Here is a 15,788-nt window from a genome sequence, read left to right on the forward strand (position 1 = left end):
CCCTACGGCTCCGACACCGGCCAGCGGTCGCCGTCCGCGACGAACCGGCCACCCGCAGCGGCACCGGAGCGCGGCCTGTCCCCGTCCCGATCCGGGCCGTCGGGATCCGAGGCGTCGGGATCGGAGGCGTCGACGACGATCACGGTCACGTTGTCGCGGGCTCCGGACCGGAGGGCCGCCGCGATCAGCTCGTCGCACGCCTCCTGCGGGTCCGGGACGGTGGCCAGGATCGTGTAGATGTCCTCGTCGGTCACTTCGCCGCTCAATCCGTCCGAGCAGAGCAGGATGCGGTCGCGGTCCTCGACCGGCATCAGCCAGAAGTCCGGGTCGGCGTCGTCCCCGGTCCCCAGGGCGCGGGTCACCACATGCCGGCGGTGGTGGGTCCTGGCCTCGTCCTCGGTGATGCTCCCGAGGTCCACGAGTTCCTGGACCTCGGAGTGGTCCACGGAGATCTGCCCGAAGGTGCCGCTGCTCAACCGGTACGCCCGGGAGTCCCCCACGTTGAAGAACAGCCAGGAGGGGGCACCGGCTTCCTCGACGAGCACGACGCCCGTCAGGGTGGTGCCCGCGTGCCCGCCGGCCTCGCTCCGGATGCGCTGGTCGGCCTGCTGGATGATCTCCTCGAGGTCGGTCGCCGTGAGCTTGGGCATGCGCGTCCCCGCGAGGCTGCTGCCCTCCAGGGTGCGCACGACGACGCTGCTGGCCACCTCGCCGGCCTCATGTCCGCCCATCCCGTCCGCGACGGCGAAGACCGGCTCGACGGCGAGGAAGGAGTCCTCGTTCAGTTCACGGCGCAGCCCGCGGTCGGTGCCGAAGCCGTAGGTCAGCCGGACACCGAGACCGGGTGCCGTCCCGGCGTCCTGCTGCCGGGGGGCGGAACCGGAGGTGGATGCGGAGCTGCCCTCGGAGGTGGGCCCGACGTCGACGGCGTGTGAGCCGTTCGCTCGCGGTTCGCTCATGCCGTTCCTCGCGACGTGCGGAGGGGACGGGCCGGGGTGAGGGGCATGCAGCCCTGCTGGTCAGTCATGTCCCCATTCTGCCCTCTGCCCGCTCGGAGACGCCGAAGCGCCGCCGCAGGACCCGCGAGGTCGTGAAGTCAGTCGAGGATGATCCCCGTGCCGGTCCCCCGCGCGAGGGTCACCGGCTGCACCTCCCCGAAGCCGCGGACCTGCCGCGGCTCGTGCGGCACGAGGACGAACCTCTCGTTGGCGGAGAGCGTCGCGGCGGTGCCGGAATCCACGAGGACCTCGCCCGGTTCCGCGAGCGCGGTGAGGCGCGCCGCGAGGTTGACCGTCGGCCCGTAGATGTCGCCGAGCCGCGAGAGCACGCGGCCCCACACGAGGGAGCAGCGGGCGGCGGGGAGGAATTCGTCCTCGGAGAAGGCCTTGGCCAGGGCCAGCGAGATCTCGGCCCCGGCCTCCGGCGACTCGGCGATGTAGAGGACCTCGTCGCCGATCGTCTTCACGAGCCGGCCGCCGCCCACGGAGATGATCTCGGCGCTCTTGTTCTCGAACCGCTGCACGAGCTGCGCGAGCGTCCGCTCGTTCATCTGCCGGGACAGGCTCGTGTAGGAGACGAGGTCGGCGAAGCCCACGGCGCGCGCGAGCGGCAGCGGGGCGTCCTGCTCGTCCCCGGCGCGGCCCGTCTCGCTCGAGGCCAGGCCTGATTCGGCGCGGAGCGCCAGCCGCTGGACCGCGGCGTTCATCTGGCGGCGCCACGCGTAGACCAGCGTCTTCTCGAGCGGATCGATGAGGTCCGGCAGTTCGGACACGAGGGTCTTCCGCGCGTCGGCGTCGGAGAGCCCGCGCTGCGCCACCATCTCCTCCACGATCGCCTCGATCTGCCAGACGACCATGCGGTCCGTCATCTGGCCGACGGCCCGCGTGATCGAGATGGCGGCGTCCTCGGTGAGCTGCTCCTGGCGCACCAGGTCGATGATCGTGGTGAGGGCGCCGAGGTCCTTCTCGGTGAAGGCGACGTCGTCGTCCCCGATGTTGGGGAAGCCCATGGCGCGCCACAGCTTGCGGGCGGACAGCAGGGACACGCCCGCGCCCGCCGCGATGTCGCGGCGCTTGAGGGTGCGCTCGGCCCCGAGGAGTTCGCGCTCCAGGCGGCGGATCGTCTCACGGTCCAGTTCGATCGGCGCCCCGCTCGACGGAGCATCCTCCGGGCCGCCTCCGGTCGCCATGTCGGACTGGAGCTGCCACACGGCCTTCGGTGACGTCGAGGCTGCGGCGTCGGGGGCGTTCCCGGTCTGCCCGGACGCCCGGATGGCCTCGCCTGCGGCGCCCTCCGGGTCTTCGGGCTGCCCGGCCTCACGGCGGTGCTCGACTGTCACGGTTGCGTGTCCCTCCATTCCTGCTGCACCCGGGGCGTCCCGCCGCGGGCGTACTGCGGATCGATTTCCATGTCTACTCCGTCGAACATGCGCGTGAGCGGGAGCTCGCCGATCGCCTGGACCACGTAGTCCTTGAACGTTGCGATCTGCGGAACGTGCCGGTAGGCGTGCGCCCGGTCGAATCCGAGGTCCGCGATGAGCGTCCCGCTGCCCACCATCCGCTGCATCAGCCCCTGGTCCGTCTGGAGCTGCGAGATCGCCGACAGGTTGATCTGGTGCTCGGTGCGCCGCCCTGTCCCCGACCGGTGGATGAGGCGCATGCTCGTGAGGACGTACCGGTTGCCGGCCCACCGGAGCAGTGGCCGCCCCACCACCCACAGGAACACCAGCACCGCGACGCCGAACACCACCGGCAGGAGCACGGGCTGCCACTCGGCCACGCCTGCGGGGAGATCGGGCCGGGCGAGGTAGCCGAGCCCGAAACTCCCGACGGCGAGGAGGAGGAACCCAGCGACGACCGGCCCGGCGAGCGGCAGGGGGTTGGGCCGGGTACGGACGAGGACACGCTCCCCGGGCAGCAGCCTGATCCGCACGGGCTACACCTGCGGGCGCACGTGCACCACGTCGCCGGCGGAGATGGTGTGGCGCTCGCCGTCGTCGTCGCGCACCACGAGCCCGCCGTGCGCGTCGAGGGACAGGGCGCGTCCGGCCACCACGACGCCGCCGGGCAGCTCCGCGCGGACGTCCCGGCCGAGCGTCGCCATGCGGGCGCCGATGCGCTCCAGCAGCGACGGCCCGGAGTCCCATGCCGCGCCGGCGTCGCCGTCGACGTCGCAGAAGGCACGGTAGTGGTCGGCGAACGTGCGCAGGAAGGACTTCAGCAGGACGTTGCGGTCCGTGGTCCCGGCGTACTCGAGGAGCAGGCTCGTGGCGGTGGGGACGGGGAGCTCGTCGTCGGTGAGGCTGACGTTCAGCCCCACCCCGACGACGACGGCGGGCGGCTCGGCGCCCGCCCCCGGCACGAACTGGGCCAGGACACCGGCGAGCTTCCGCCCGTCCACGGTGACGTCGTTGGGCCACTTCAGCTGCGGGGAGATCTTGGTGCGTTCCTCGACACTCTCCGCGACCGCGAGTGCGGCGAGCAGGGAGAGCCACGAGTAGGCGCCGGTGGGGACGGGCCGGCCGTGCCGGTTGAAGGGGCGCAGGAGCACGCTCACGAAGAGCGAGGAGCGTTCCGGTGCCACCCAGCTGCGGTCCAGCCGGCCGCGCCCCGCGGTCTGCGTCTCCGCCGCGAGCACGCTGAGGTCCGGCCACCCGGCCGCCTCCACCTGGGCGTGCTCTACGAGGTCGGTGTTGGTGGACCCGGTCGTGGCCAGGACGTCGAGCCGCGAGAACGGACCGGCCGGCATGCACAGGGCTGTCCTCAGCGCGCCGAGGTTCAGGCCGGGGCGCTCGAGATTGGAGTAGGGGGAGGACATGACATCGATCCTATCCGGCCCCGCGTGCACCGGCCGGGGCGTCAGAGGAAGATGTCGGGGACCAGCCGGTCCTCCGGGACGCCGAGGCTGTACCGGGTCAGATCGGTGACGCCTTCCTCGCGCAGCACCTGCTCGTCCGTGTAGAAGTTCCCGGTGCAGCTGCGCGACGGACGGACGAGGACGGCGTGGGCGGCGTCGGCGACGATGTCCGGGCTGCGGGCCGCCTGTACGAGGCGGCTCCCGCCGGGCATGTTGCGGATGGCCGCGGTGTCGATCAGGGTGGCGGGCCACAGCGAGTTGACGGCCACGCCGTCGTCCTCGAGCTCCTCCGCGAGGCCGAGGGTGGTCAGGCTCATCCCGTACTTCGCCATGGTGTAGGCGAGGTGCAGGCCCGCCCACTTCGGCGCGAGGTTCAGGGGCGGGGAGAGCGTCAGGATGTGCGGGTTCGGCGAGGCCCGGAGCGCCTCGAGCGCGAACTTGCTGAGCATGAAGGTGCCCCGCACGTTGATGTCGGCCATGAGGTCGTACCGCTTCATGTCCACGTCGGGTGTCTTCGACAGGTCGATCGCGGAGGCGTTGTTCACGACGACGTCGATGCCGCCGAACGCCTCGACGGTCGCGTCCACGGCGGAGGCGACGTCGTCGTCGTTCCGTACGTCCCCCACGATCGGCAGGGCCATCCCGCCCGCGGCCTCGATCTGCTCCGCGGCGGTGTACACGGTGCCCTCGAGCTTCGGGTGAGGCTCCCCGGTCTTGGCCATGATGGCCACGTTCGCGCCGTCACGGGCGGCGCGGAGGGCGATGGCCAGGCCGATGCCCCGGCTTCCGCCGGACATGAGGATGGTGCGTCCGGCGAGCGTGGCCGGGGCCTGTGGTTCCTGCGCTTCGTTGCGTTCGGTCATGGCTCCACCATAAGCAGCGGTGAGCCCCGGACGGCCCGCGACGCACCGATGTTACCCGCGGGTAACATCGGTGGCCCGGCTAAGCGATGACGGCGGAAACTGTAGACGTCCTACAACGGCGCGCCCCCGGATCCTCACTAGACTGAGGGAAACGCGCCGTCCGTTGTCGGAAACCTCCAGTCACGGCTGGGGCTCCCCCGGTGGCGCCCGCCCTCCTCGACCCGCCGACCGGAGTATTCATGCATCAGGACCTGCAGCCCGACCTCACCACGACGGCCGGGAAGCTCGCCGACTTCCGGAGGCGCAAGGAGCTCTCGGAGCAGCCCTCGGGACCCGAGGCGATCGAGCGGCAGCACGCCCGGGGCAAGAACACGGCGCGCGAGCGCATCGACCTGCTCGTGGACGAGGGCTCCTTCGTCGAGTTCGACGCCCTCGCGGTGCACCGCTCCACGGCCTTCGGCATGGAGAAGAAGAAGCCCCTGGGCGACGGCGTCGTGTCCGGGTACGCGACCGTCGACGGCCGGCTGGTCGCCGTCTACAGCCAGGACTTCACCGTCTACGGCGGTTCGCTGAGCCAGGTGAACGGGGAGAAGATCGTCAAGGTGCAGGAGTTCGCACTGCGCAACGGCTGCCCCGTGATCGGCATCAACGACGGCGGGGGCGCCCGCATCCAGGAGGGCGTGGCGTCGCTGGCGATGTTCGCGGACATCTTTCGCAACAACGTCCATGCCTCGGGGGTGGTCCCGCAGATCTCCCTGATCATGGGCCCGTGCGCCGGCGGGGCGGCCTACTCCCCCGCGCTCACCGACTTCGTGGTCATGGTGGACAGGACCTCGCACATGTTCATCACGGGCCCGGACGTCATCAAGACCGTGACCGGCGAGGACGTGGACATGGAGACCCTCGGCGGTGCGCGCCAGCACAACACGACGACGGGCACCTCCGCGTATCTCGCCACGGACGAGGCGGACGCCATCGGCTTCGTCCGCGAACTCCTCGACTTCCTGCCCTCCAACAATCTCGCGGAGGCCCCGCTGACGGCGTTCGTCGAGGAACCCGAGGAGACGGATGAGGACCTCGCGCTCGACACCCTGATCCCCGACGCCGCGAACCAGCCCTACGACATGCACGCCGTCATCGAAGCGGTCGTGGACGACGCCCACTTCCTCGAGATGCAGGCGCTGTACGCGCCGAACATCATCACCGGCTACGCCCGCGTGGAGGGCCACACCATCGGCATCGTCGCCAACCAGCCCCTGCAGTTCGCCGGGACGCTCGACATCAACGCCTCGGAGAAGGCCGCGCGCTTCGTGCGCCACTGCGACGCCTTCAACATCCCCCTCCTGACCCTCGTCGACGTGCCGGGCTTCCTGCCCGGCAAGGACCAGGAGTTCCAGGGCATCATCCGCCGCGGCGCGAAGCTGCTCTACGCCTACGCCGAGGCGACGGTCCCCAAGCTGACGGTCATCACGCGCAAGGCCTACGGCGGCGCGTACATCGTCATGGGGTCCAAGAAGCTCGGCGCGGACCTCAACCTCGCCTGGCCCACCGCGCAGATCGGGGTGATGGGCGCGCAGGGAGCCGTCAACATCCTGTACCGGGGGCACCTGTCGGCCGTCGCCGAGGCCGGCGGGGACGTCGAGGCCGCACGCGCCGACGTCGTCCAGCAGTACGAGGAGGAACTGCTCAACCCGTACCAGGCGGCCGCCCTCGGTTACGTGGACGCCGTCATCGCACCGTCCGAGACGCGCCTGCAGATCGTGCGCGGCCTCCGCGCCCTGCGCGACAAGCGCTCGGCCAATCCCGCCAAGAAGCACGGGAACATCCCGCTGTGACCGGCCACGACCCGCTCGACGACGCCTCCGGCGACAGCCCGGCGGCGGACGACGCCGTGGTCCTCTCGGTGGTGTCCGGCAACCCCACCGACGAGGAACTCGCGGCGCTCACCGCCGTCGTCGCCGCCCTGCAGGGAAGCGGCACCGGGTACGACGCCCGGAACCATGGGCGGTCCTGGGTGCGGCGGGCACTGCTGCGGCTGGGTCCGACGCCGGGCCCCGGATCCTGGCGGCGCAGCGTCCGCTGACCCCCACCGTGCGGCGGACGCCCGGCCTCGTCAGCGCGGATCGGCGACCGTGCCGAGGAAGAGCGGCAGCCCCGTGTCCTCGTGGATGATCTGGTAGCCGAACGGCCGGTCGAAGGCGATGCTGACCTCGGGAGGCACTGGAGCGCTCGTCATCATGGCCAGCTGGGTGACGGCCGCGGCGATGGTGCCCTTCTCGGCCACCGTGATGGTCGCGGCCTGGGCAGCCCCCGAGACGCGGAGCCCGGGATGGATGGCGTCGAAGTCGGCGCCCGGACCTACGGTCTTCGCCAGCCCCAGACCCGCCAGCACCCCGATCAGGTCCAGATGGAGGCTGTGCTCCCACGTCGGCAGCGAGAGATCCACGCGGATGCTCTCCGCCGCGTCGAGTCCGTCCGCGATGCCGGCCAGCTCCTGTTCGTCCCAGGCGGGCGGGACCCCCTCGGCAGGCAGGACGAGCCGCAGGAAGAAACCGCCCCCGTAGGGCAGGTCGATGCCCTGCCAGTCGGGCCCCACGGCGTACCGGACCCAGCGGTAGCCGTGCATCGTCGGGACGAGGACCCGCGTGCCGGTGACCAGGGTGAAGGGGTCCTGGCCCGTTCCGGAGGCATCGAACGGTTCATCCCAGGCCGCGGCGAAGTACACGGCGTTCAACATCGACAGCCCGGTGTCCGCGCCGACCGCCAGCGGGGCCCTGGCGACGCGGCCGCCGGTCTCCCTCCACACCCAGTCGTCGATCAGCCCCGGCGTGGCGGGGTCCGCGAAGTCCACCGGGTGGACCCCCGCACCGTAGTACCGGGCGAGCGTGGCGAGGAACGCCTCCCCGATCTCCCCGCCCTCGGGGACGAAGACCGCGTTGGCGAGGTGCACGAGGGGCTGCCCGGGCAGATCCTCCTCGTCGACGCTGACGGGGTCGCCGTCGAAGTACTGCACCGTCGCGAGGAGCGCGTTCATCGCCGCGTGGTGCTCGTCCGGGAGCCCCAGGACCGCGTCCATCTCAGCCGCCGTCGTCGAGCCCGCGCCGGCGCGCAGCATCGACAGGGCATAGAGCGCGCTGACCGGGCTGGAGACCTGGTTGGTGTCGGGGCGCGCGGTGAGGGCCACCCCGAGCCGGAAGGCCGAGCGTCGGAGGGCCTCCTCGGCGTCGGCATACCGTTCCGGTTCGACGACGATGCGCGCCACAGGCGCCCTGAACTGCTTCATGGAAATCCCCCTCGCGTAATTCCCCCACGGTAGGCGCGGGCCCGGGAATTGACCATGGGGCGGGAAGCGGAACCCGCCCTTGACGTATACCCCTGGGGGGTATATGTTTACGGGCATCGGAGAAGGAGAGGACATCATGGACAGGAATCGATCCACCACAGCTCCGCCACCTGCGGAACACGAGGGTCATGGCGTGGACGAGGATCACCAGGTCCACTCCCAGGGCGAGCACGCCGGCCATTCCACGGCGATGTTCAGGCAGCGCTTCTGGATCAGCCTCGCCCTCGCGATCCCCGTCCTGGCGTTCAGCCCCATGTTCACCATGCTCCTGGGGTCCATGCCGCCGGAATTCCCCGGCTCGGCGTGGATCGCCCCGATCCTCGGCACGGTGATCTTCGTCTACGGCGGCACCCCGTTCCTGAAGGGCGGGGTGGCGGAGCTGAGATCCCGGCAGCCGGGCATGATGCTGCTGATCGCGATGGCCATCAGCGTCGCGTTCGCCGCCTCGTGGATCACCACCCTCGGCATCGGCGGGTTCGACCTCGATTTCTGGTGGGAGCTCGCCCTGCTGATCGTCATCATGCTGCTCGGGCACTGGATGGAGATGCGGGCCCTCGGGTCGGCCGCCGGAGCCCTCGACGCCCTGGCCGCGCTGCTCCCCGACGAGGCGGACCGGGTCACCGCTGCCGGGGTCGAGACCGTGCCGGTCAGCACCCTGGCGACGGGCGACGTCCTCCTGGTCCGTTCCGGCGCACGCGTCCCGGCGGACGGGAGGATCGTCGACGGGACCGCGGAGTTCGACGAATCGATGATCACCGGGGAATCCCGCACCGTCTCCCGCACGATCGGCGAGACGGTCGTCGCCGGCACGGTGGCGACCGACACCGCGGTCCGTATGGAGGTGACCGCCGTCGGCTCCGAGACGACGCTCGCCGGCATCCAGCGCCTGGTCGCCGAGGCGCAGGCATCCTCCTCGAAGGCCCAGGCCCTCGCGGACCGGGCCGCCGCACTGCTGTTCTACTTCGCGCTCGGCGCCGGCATCCTGACCTTCGTCGCCTGGATGCTCCTCGGGAGCCCGGACGATGCCGTGATCCGCACCGTCACGGTCCTCGTGATAGCCTGCCCGCACGCCCTGGGACTGGCGATCCCGCTGGTCATCGCGATCTCCACCGAACGCGCCGCGAAGGCCGGGGTGCTCATCAAGAACCGGATGGCCCTCGAACGAATGCGCACGGTCGACGTCGTGCTCTTCGACAAGACCGGAACCCTCACCGAGGGCCGCCCCGCGGTCACGGCGACCACCGCCGTCGGCGGCGTCCCGGAGGGGGAACTGCTGGCCCTGGCCGCAGCCGCGGAAGCGGACAGCGAGCACCCCGTGGCGCGGGCCATCGTGTCCGCCGCACAGGCCGACCCCGCTGCGGCGGATCTCGCCTACGCCGGAACCGGCTTCAGTTCCCTGACCGGCCGCGGCGTCCGGGCGACCGTCGACGGCCATGACGTCGCGGTGGGCGGGCCCGCGATGCTCCGGGAACTCGGCCTCGGTACTCCGCCGGACATCGGGGGTACCGTCCGGGCATGGGTGGGCCGCGGCGCCTCCGTGCTGCACGTCATCAGCGACGGCGCCGTGATCGGTGCGGTGAGGCTCGAGGACAGGGTCCGCGAGGAATCCCGTGCCGCCGTGACGGCCCTGCAGTCCCGCGGGGTGAAGGTCGCCATGATCACTGGCGATGCACGCCAGGTGGCCGACGCCGTCGCAGCGGACCTGGGGGTCGACGAGGTGTTCGCCGAGGTCCTGCCGCAGGACAAGGATTCGAAGGTCGCCGAACTGCAGGCGCGCGGCCTGAGGGTCGCGATGGTGGGGGACGGCGTCAATGACGCCCCGGCCCTCGCGCGCGCCGAGGTGGGCATCGCGATCGGGGCAGGCACGGATGTCGCCATGGAATCGGCGGGCGTGGTCCTGGCGGGGAACGACCCCCGATCAGTGCTGGCGATGATCGACCTGTCCCGCGCGAGCTACCGCAAGATGATCCAGAACCTCGTCTGGGCCACCGGCTACAACGTGGTGGCCGTGCCCCTCGCAGCAGGGGTGCTGGCCTTCGCGGGGATCCTCCTCTCCCCCGCTGCGGGCGCGGTCCTGATGAGCGTGTCCACGATCGTCGTAGCCCTGAACGCGCAGCTGCTGCGGCGGATCGACCTCCGCCCGGAGCGGATCCACACCCCGTCGACCACCACCGAACACTGAAGGACCTGAGCATCATGAAGCAGAACCTTTCCATGGCAGCACTGGGCCTCGCCGCCGCCCTCACCCTTTCCGCCTGCGTCACCACAGGCACCGACGCAGGCACCGGCGCAGGCTCGACGACGTCGCCGGCCAGCGCCGGCACCGTATCCGAGGAGCACAACCAGGCGGACGTGATGTTCTCCCGGATGATGATCCCCCACCACGAGCAGGCGGTGGAGATGAGCGAGCTGATGCTCGCCAAGGACGGCACCAGCCCCGAGATCAGCGACCTCGCGACACAGATCAGGGACGCACAGGCGCCCGAGATCGCCACCATGAAGGGCTGGCTGGAGACCTGGGACAACGCCATGGGTCCGGACAGCATGGAGAGCCACGACATGGGAGACATGGAAGGCATGGGCGACGGAGACGGCATGGGATCCGGGTCTGGCCCCATGGAAGGCATGGAGGGGATGCTCAACGAGGACGAGATGGCCGAGCTCGAGCGCGCCGAGGGCACCGAGGCCTCGCGCCTGTTCCTCGAGTCCATGACGGTCCACCACGAGGGCGCGATCGAGATGGCGCAGGACGAGATCGGGAACGGCGAGAATCCGGACGCGATCGAGCTGGCCGAGACCATCGTGACGACGCAGCAGGCCGAGATCGACGAGATGAAGGAGTTGCTCGCGTCCCCCTGATCCCGGGATCCGCCGGTGTGGCCGTCCGTCCGAGCCACACCGGCACCACCCACTCGGTAGCCTCCGGCAACGGTCTGCCGCTAGGCTCGGAACGTGACCCACGACACCCCAGCCCCCTCCCCGTCCTCCAGCGAGCAGCCCGCGCGGCAGGCCACGGCCATCGACGCCGTCGCCACGTCGTACTACGAGACCCTGCTCGAGCTGATGCCCAACTTCGCCACCGAGCTCGGCCTGCCCGGCCACGAGACGGAGTACCAGGACTACTCGCCCGCCGGGATCGAGGCCCTCGCCGAAGCCGCCCGCACCACCCTGCGCCGGCTCGAGGACCTGCAGCCGACCGACGACGTCGACGCCGTCACGCTGGACGCCATGCGGGAGAGGCTCGGACTGGACCTCGAGATCCACGACGCCGGGTTCGGCTACTCCGAGCTGAACAACATCGCCTGCCCCGCCCAGAACATCCGCGCGATCTTCGACCTCATGCCCACCGCCACCGCGGAGGAATGGGATCACATCGCCGGACGCATGGCGAACGTGCCCGGCGCGATCGACGGCTACATCTCCTCCCTCCGCGCCGGTCGGGAGCGCGGCCTGGTCGCCGCACGCCGCCAGGTCGCCATCGTGATCGAACAGTCCACCAAGTACGCGGAGGACGGCGGATTCTTCGACGCCCTCGGCGCGACCGCCACCGCGGACGACGGCGAGCTGCCCGAGGGTGTCCGCGACCGGCTGCGGTCCGGTGCCGAGGCCGCCCGCGGCGCCTACCGCACCCTTGCGTCCTTCCTGCAGGACGACCTCCTCCCCTCCGCCCCCGAGAAGGACGCCGTCGGCCGCGAGCACTACGCCCTGATGTCGCGTGTCTTCCTCGGGTCCGCCGTCGACCTCGAGGAGACGTACCGGTGGGGCGTCGAAGAGCTCGACCGCGTCATCGCCGAGCAGGAGGCTGTGGCGAACGAGATCCGGGAGGGCGCCTCGATCGAGGAGGCCATCCGCATCCTCGACGAGGACCCCGCCCGCCAGCTCCGGGGCACCGAGGCGCTGCAGGCCTGGATGCAGGGACTCTCCGACAGGGCGGTGGACGCCATGGCCGGGGTCCACTTCGACATCCCCGACGTGATGCGGCGCCTCGAGTGCAGGATCGCCCCGACCAACGAGGGCGGCATCTACTACACCGGCCCCAGCGACGACTTCTCGCGCCCCGGCCGCATGTGGTGGTCCGTGCCCGAGGGCGAGGATTCCTTCACCACCTGGAAGGAGACGACCACCGTCTACCACGAGGGGGTCCCGGGGCATCACCTGCAGGTCGCGACGGCGACGTACCAGCGCGCGCTGCTGAACCCCTGGCGCCGCAACGCCATCTGGGTGTCCGGGCAGGGCGAGGGCTGGGCCCTGTACGCCGAACGCCTCATGCAGGAACTCGGGTTCCTGTCCGATCCCGGTGACCGCCTCGGGATGCTCGACGCCCAGCGCATGCGCGCCGCGCGCGTGGTGTTCGACCTCGGCGTCCACCTCGAACTGGAGATCCCCGAGCGGTGGGGCGAAGGCACCTGGACGCCGGAGAAGGGCTACGACTTCCTGAGGAAGAACATCGCCATCAGCGAGGGGCAGCTCAGCTTCGAGTTCACGCGCTATCTCGGCTGGCCGGGGCAGGCGCCGTCCTACAAGATCGGCCAGCGGCTCTGGGAACAGATCCGCGACGAGGTCCGGGCGGCCGAAGGTGAGGCGTTCGACCTCCGCGCCTTCCACACACGGGCCCTCAACCTGGGCTCCGTGGGACTCGATACGCTGCGCCGCGCCCTGGTCTCCTGACGTAGACGTTCGTCACAGGCGGGCCGGGGCGCTCCCCCGGTCCGCCCGCGGCGGTGGCGGCATTCCGCGGAAGTCCCGCGGCATCGGCGACGACGGCGATTGGCCGCTCCGTAACATTCCGCAACTTCCGCTTCGCCTTGGTATACGGCATCCCTAGAGTTTCGGGCGTGTCTACTGAAACCAGCTCCCCGCCCACCCGGCGCAGGCTGCCCCGCTGGGCGACCTCCTTCGGACCGCAGATCATCGCAGCCCTGGTCGTCGGGCTGGCCCTCGGCCTCATCGCCAAGTACACGGGGCACACCCAGGAGACGCCCACCGGCCTCGGCACCACGCTCGCCACCCTCGGCTCGAGCTACGTGGCCCTGCTCCGCGCCGCCGTCGTCCCCCTGATCTTCACCGCCGTCGTGAGCTCCATCGCGAACCTCCGCGCCGTCACCAACGCTGCACGGCTCGCCGGCCAGACCCTGCTGTGGTTCGCCATCACCGCCCTGATCGCCGTGGTCATCGGCATCGGCCTCGGTGTCCTCTTCCAGCCCGGCGCCGGCACGGACGCGACCCAGCCCGCCGAGTACACCGGCAACACGGGAAGCTGGTGGGCCTTCCTGACCGGGCTCATCCCCGCCAACTTCCTCGGCCTCCAGGCCTCCTCGGCCGTCGCCGAGTCGGGAGCCGTCACCACGGCCCTGAACTTCAACGTGCTGCAGGTCCTCGTGGTCGCCGTGGCCGTCGGCATCGCCGCCCTGAAGGTGGGCAAGCAGGCCGAACCGTTCCTCGCCGTCAACGCCTCCGCCCTGGCCGTCATCCAGAAGGTCCTCTGGTGGATCATCCGGATCGCCCCGCTCGGCACGATCGGCCTCATCGGCAACGCCGTGGCCGTCTACGGCTGGGACACCATCGGCTCGCTCGGGAAGTTCACCCTGGCCATCTACGTGGGCCTGGCCCTCGTGCTGTTCGCGGTGTACCCCGTGCTCATCAAGGCGCACGGGCTGTCGGTCAGGCAGTACTTCTCCGGCGCCTGGCCCGCCATCCAGCTGGCCTTCGTCTCGCGCTCGTCGGTGGGCACGCTGCCGCTCACGCAGCGCGTCACGGAGCGGAACCTCGGAGTACCCCGCGGGTACGCGTCGTTCGCCGTGCCCCTGGGCGCGACGACGAAGATGGACGGCTGCGCGGCCATCTACCCGGCGATCGCCGCGATCTTCGTGGCCCAGTTCTTCGGGATCGACCTCAGCCTCACCCAGTACCTGCTGATCGCTCTCGTCTCCGTGCTCGGCTCCGCGGCGACCGCCGGGACCACCGGCGCCGTCGTCATGCTGACGCTCACGCTCTCCACGCTGGGACTGCCCCTGGCCGGCGTCGGCCTGCTCCTCGCCGTCGACCCCATCCTCGACATGGGTCGCACCGCCGTGAACGTGGCGGGCCAGGCCCTTGTCCCGACGATCGTCGCCCGGCGCGAGGGCCTGCTGGACCTCGACCTCTACAACGCCCAGCGCACCGGCGACCCGTTCGCCGATGACAGCGTGACCGACGCAGCCGACGCGGCCGCCGCCCCCAACGACGGCATCTCGGCGTCCGTGACCCGCTAGGTCCCGCCCGCTGCAGCGACGGCCCGCCCCGGCATCCGCCCGGGAGCGGGCCGACCTGCGTCTGCGCTAACGATTCGGCGCCGTTCCGGGCAGCGACGGCGCTTTCCACCGGATACGGGAGGACGATTGACCTCCCTATCCAGTTCGACCAGGTGGTGCGCCGTGAACAAATCGCGCATGACGGGGAAGCTCTCCGCCACACTCGCCGCTCTCGCCCTCGCAGCAGGCCTCGGCCTCGCAGGGGGACCTCCGGCATCCGCCGCATACTGCGGCATCACATGGGGCTCGACGGCGAAAGTCGCCTCCACGATGTCCCCGGCTCCCGTCACCAACGTCCGCGCGGGCCGACACGCGTGCTTCGACCGGCTGGTCATCGACGCGCGGGGACGCGGAGTCGGATACGACGTCCGGTACGTCTCCCAGTTCACCGGCATCGGGTCCGGGCTGCCGATCGCCCTCAGTGGCGGCGCGCGACTGTCCGTGTCGGTGCACGCTCCGGCCTACAACAGCGCCGGGCAGGCCGCCTATCAGCCCGCCAACCCCAGGAGGGTCGTGAACGTCGCGGGCTACACCACCTTCCGCCAGGTCGCATTCGGCGGAAGCTACGAGGGATATACGAGCTTGGGGATCGGGGTGAGGGCACGCCTTCCCATGCGGGTCTTCGTGGTACCCGGCCCCGGTGCCGGGTCGAGGGTGGTGATCGACGTCGCGCACCGCTGGTGACGATCCTGCCGGTCGCGCCCCCGGAAGGTGACGCGGCCGGCGGCTCCCGCCGGTGGAACCGCGCGGTGGAACCGGGTGCCGCAGAGGCACCTAGGCTTGGTGCATGACCCTCCGCCTGATCCTCGCGTCGAAGTCCCCTGCCCGCACCCGACTCCTCGACGACGCCGGCATCCGGCACTCGGTGCTCGTCTCCGACGTCGACGAGCCCGCCGTCGTCGCCGCCTACGGCGACCTCGACGCGCACGACACCTCGCTGCTGCTGGGGCGCGCCAAGGCCGAGGCCGTCGCGGCGCTGGAGGAGGCGGACGACGCCCTCGTCCTCGGGTGCGACTCCGTGTTCGAGTTCGACGGCGAGGCGCACGGAAAGCCCTACGAACCGGCGGTCGCGATCGAACGCATCAGCCGCATGCGCGGCCGCTCCGGCGTCCTGCACACGGGCCACTGGCTCGTGGACACGCGCGCCGGCGGCTCCGGGGCGACCGTCGGGGCGGTCTCCTCGGCGACCGTCCACTTCGGCGCGATGTCCGACGCCGAGGTGGAGGCGTACGTGGCCAGCGGCGAGCCCCTGCACTGCGCCGGATCCTTCACCATCGACGGCTTGGGCGGCGCCTTCATCGAGCGCGTCGACGGCGATCCGCACGCCGTGGTCGGGCTCAGCATCTCCACGCTCCGCGCGCTCCTGCTCTCGGCCGGCGTCTCCGTGACGGACCTCTGGTCGCCCACGGCCTCCTTGTAGGTTCCCTACAAAGGATC

Annotated in this window: 14 protein-coding genes; 8 read left to right on the forward strand and 6 right to left on the reverse strand. The window is 71.0% G+C overall.

The window, feature by feature from the left end; translation table 11 throughout:
• Positions 1 to 2 precede the first annotated feature (2 nt).
• The 5 genes from AC4D2E_RS08980 to AC4D2E_RS09000 all read right to left on the reverse strand — a co-directional run bounded on the left by AC4D2E_RS08980 (position 3) and on the right by AC4D2E_RS09000 (position 4,718).
• A complete protein-coding gene (locus tag AC4D2E_RS08980; RefSeq protein WP_490952380.1) occupies positions 3 to 959 on the reverse strand; it encodes a PP2C family protein-serine/threonine phosphatase in 957 nt (318 codons plus the stop codon).
• A gap of 137 nt (positions 960 to 1,096) precedes the next feature.
• Positions 1,097 to 2,338: an adenylate/guanylate cyclase domain-containing protein gene (locus tag AC4D2E_RS08985; RefSeq protein ID WP_490910697.1), complete on the reverse strand. Its 1,242-nt coding sequence runs from the start codon at positions 2,336 to 2,338 to the stop codon at positions 1,097 to 1,099.
• Positions 2,335 to 2,931 (reverse strand): PH domain-containing protein, encoded by a 597-nt coding sequence (locus AC4D2E_RS08990; RefSeq protein WP_490952381.1) that lies wholly within the window; start codon positions 2,929 to 2,931, stop codon positions 2,335 to 2,337. Before AC4D2E_RS08990 ends, AC4D2E_RS08985 begins: the two co-directional genes overlap by 4 nt.
• Before the next feature lie 3 nt (positions 2,932 to 2,934).
• The gene (locus tag AC4D2E_RS08995; protein WP_490952382.1) at positions 2,935 to 3,816 is read right to left on the reverse strand and encodes a biotin--[acetyl-CoA-carboxylase] ligase; all 882 of its coding nucleotides are present in this window, start codon (positions 3,814 to 3,816) and stop codon (positions 2,935 to 2,937) included.
• 41 nt (positions 3,817 to 3,857) lie between these two features.
• The gene (locus tag AC4D2E_RS09000) at positions 3,858 to 4,718 is read right to left on the reverse strand and encodes an SDR family oxidoreductase (protein ID WP_490952383.1); all 861 of its coding nucleotides are present in this window, start codon (positions 4,716 to 4,718) and stop codon (positions 3,858 to 3,860) included.
• A 251-nt stretch (positions 4,719 to 4,969) separates the two neighbouring features.
• Between AC4D2E_RS09000 and AC4D2E_RS09005 the strand changes: the two genes are divergently transcribed.
• Both AC4D2E_RS09005 and AC4D2E_RS09010 read left to right on the forward strand, forming a co-directional pair.
• Entirely contained in the window at positions 4,970 to 6,553 is a 1,584-nt protein-coding gene (locus AC4D2E_RS09005; RefSeq protein ID WP_104168799.1) for an acyl-CoA carboxylase subunit beta, read from the forward strand.
• Positions 6,550 to 6,801: an acyl-CoA carboxylase epsilon subunit gene (locus AC4D2E_RS09010; RefSeq protein WP_104168361.1), complete on the forward strand. Its 252-nt coding sequence runs from the start codon at positions 6,550 to 6,552 to the stop codon at positions 6,799 to 6,801. The genes AC4D2E_RS09005 and AC4D2E_RS09010 overlap by 4 nt, the downstream gene beginning before the upstream one ends.
• 30 nt (positions 6,802 to 6,831) lie before the next feature.
• Here AC4D2E_RS09010 and AC4D2E_RS09015 read toward each other — a convergent pair whose 3' ends face one another.
• Entirely contained in the window at positions 6,832 to 8,001 is a 1,170-nt protein-coding gene (locus tag AC4D2E_RS09015) for a serpin family protein (protein WP_490952384.1), read from the reverse strand.
• A 136-nt stretch (positions 8,002 to 8,137) separates the two neighbouring features.
• Here AC4D2E_RS09015 and AC4D2E_RS09020 point away from each other — a divergent pair, with 136 nt between their 5' ends.
• From AC4D2E_RS09020 to AC4D2E_RS09045, 6 genes are all read left to right on the forward strand, one after another.
• Entirely contained in the window at positions 8,138 to 10,243 is a 2,106-nt protein-coding gene (locus AC4D2E_RS09020) for a copper-translocating P-type ATPase (RefSeq protein WP_490952385.1), read from the forward strand.
• 14 nt (positions 10,244 to 10,257) lie between these two features.
• Positions 10,258 to 10,920, forward strand: a complete 663-nt coding sequence (locus AC4D2E_RS09025; protein ID WP_490952386.1) for a DUF305 domain-containing protein — start codon at positions 10,258 to 10,260, stop codon at positions 10,918 to 10,920.
• A 93-nt stretch (positions 10,921 to 11,013) separates the two neighbouring features.
• Entirely contained in the window at positions 11,014 to 12,729 is a 1,716-nt protein-coding gene (locus AC4D2E_RS09030) for a DUF885 domain-containing protein (RefSeq protein ID WP_490910703.1), read from the forward strand.
• 167 nt (positions 12,730 to 12,896) lie between these two features.
• Positions 12,897 to 14,312 carry a dicarboxylate/amino acid:cation symporter gene (locus tag AC4D2E_RS09035; protein ID WP_490952387.1) on the forward strand — a complete coding sequence of 472 codons (1,416 nt, stop codon included), beginning with the start codon at positions 12,897 to 12,899 and terminating at the stop codon, positions 14,310 to 14,312.
• Between the two features lie 177 nt (positions 14,313 to 14,489).
• Positions 14,490 to 15,035 (forward strand): AMIN-like domain-containing (lipo)protein, encoded by a 546-nt coding sequence (locus AC4D2E_RS09040; RefSeq protein WP_490952706.1) that lies wholly within the window; start codon positions 14,490 to 14,492, stop codon positions 15,033 to 15,035.
• Between the two features lie 103 nt (positions 15,036 to 15,138).
• Positions 15,139 to 15,771 carry a Maf family protein gene (locus AC4D2E_RS09045; RefSeq protein ID WP_104168367.1) on the forward strand — a complete coding sequence of 211 codons (633 nt, stop codon included), beginning with the start codon at positions 15,139 to 15,141 and terminating at the stop codon, positions 15,769 to 15,771.
• Positions 15,772 to 15,788: the final 17 nt, after the last annotated feature.

It is taken from the genome of Arthrobacter sp. TJ-265, from assembly GCF_058269135.1.

Coding starts and splice junctions, on each gene's coding strand:
- AC4D2E_RS08980 (WP_490952380.1), bottom strand. CDS start 959: ATGAGCGAACCGCGAGCGAACGGCTCACACGCCGTCGACGTCGGGCCC.
- AC4D2E_RS08995 (WP_490952382.1), bottom strand. CDS start 3,816: ATGTCCTCCCCCTACTCCAATCTCGAGCGCCCCGGCCTGAACCTCGGC.
- AC4D2E_RS09000 (WP_490952383.1), bottom strand. CDS start 4,718: ATGACCGAACGCAACGAAGCGCAGGAACCACAGGCCCCGGCCACGCTC.
- AC4D2E_RS09015 (WP_490952384.1), bottom strand. CDS start 8,001: ATGAAGCAGTTCAGGGCGCCTGTGGCGCGCATCGTCGTCGAACCGGAA.
- AC4D2E_RS09020 (WP_490952385.1), top strand. CDS start 8,138: ATGGACAGGAATCGATCCACCACAGCTCCGCCACCTGCGGAACACGAG.
- AC4D2E_RS09025 (WP_490952386.1), top strand. CDS start 10,258: ATGAAGCAGAACCTTTCCATGGCAGCACTGGGCCTCGCCGCCGCCCTC.
- AC4D2E_RS09040 (WP_490952706.1), top strand. CDS start 14,490: ATGACGGGGAAGCTCTCCGCCACACTCGCCGCTCTCGCCCTCGCAGCA.
- AC4D2E_RS09045 (WP_104168367.1), top strand. CDS start 15,139: ATGACCCTCCGCCTGATCCTCGCGTCGAAGTCCCCTGCCCGCACCCGA.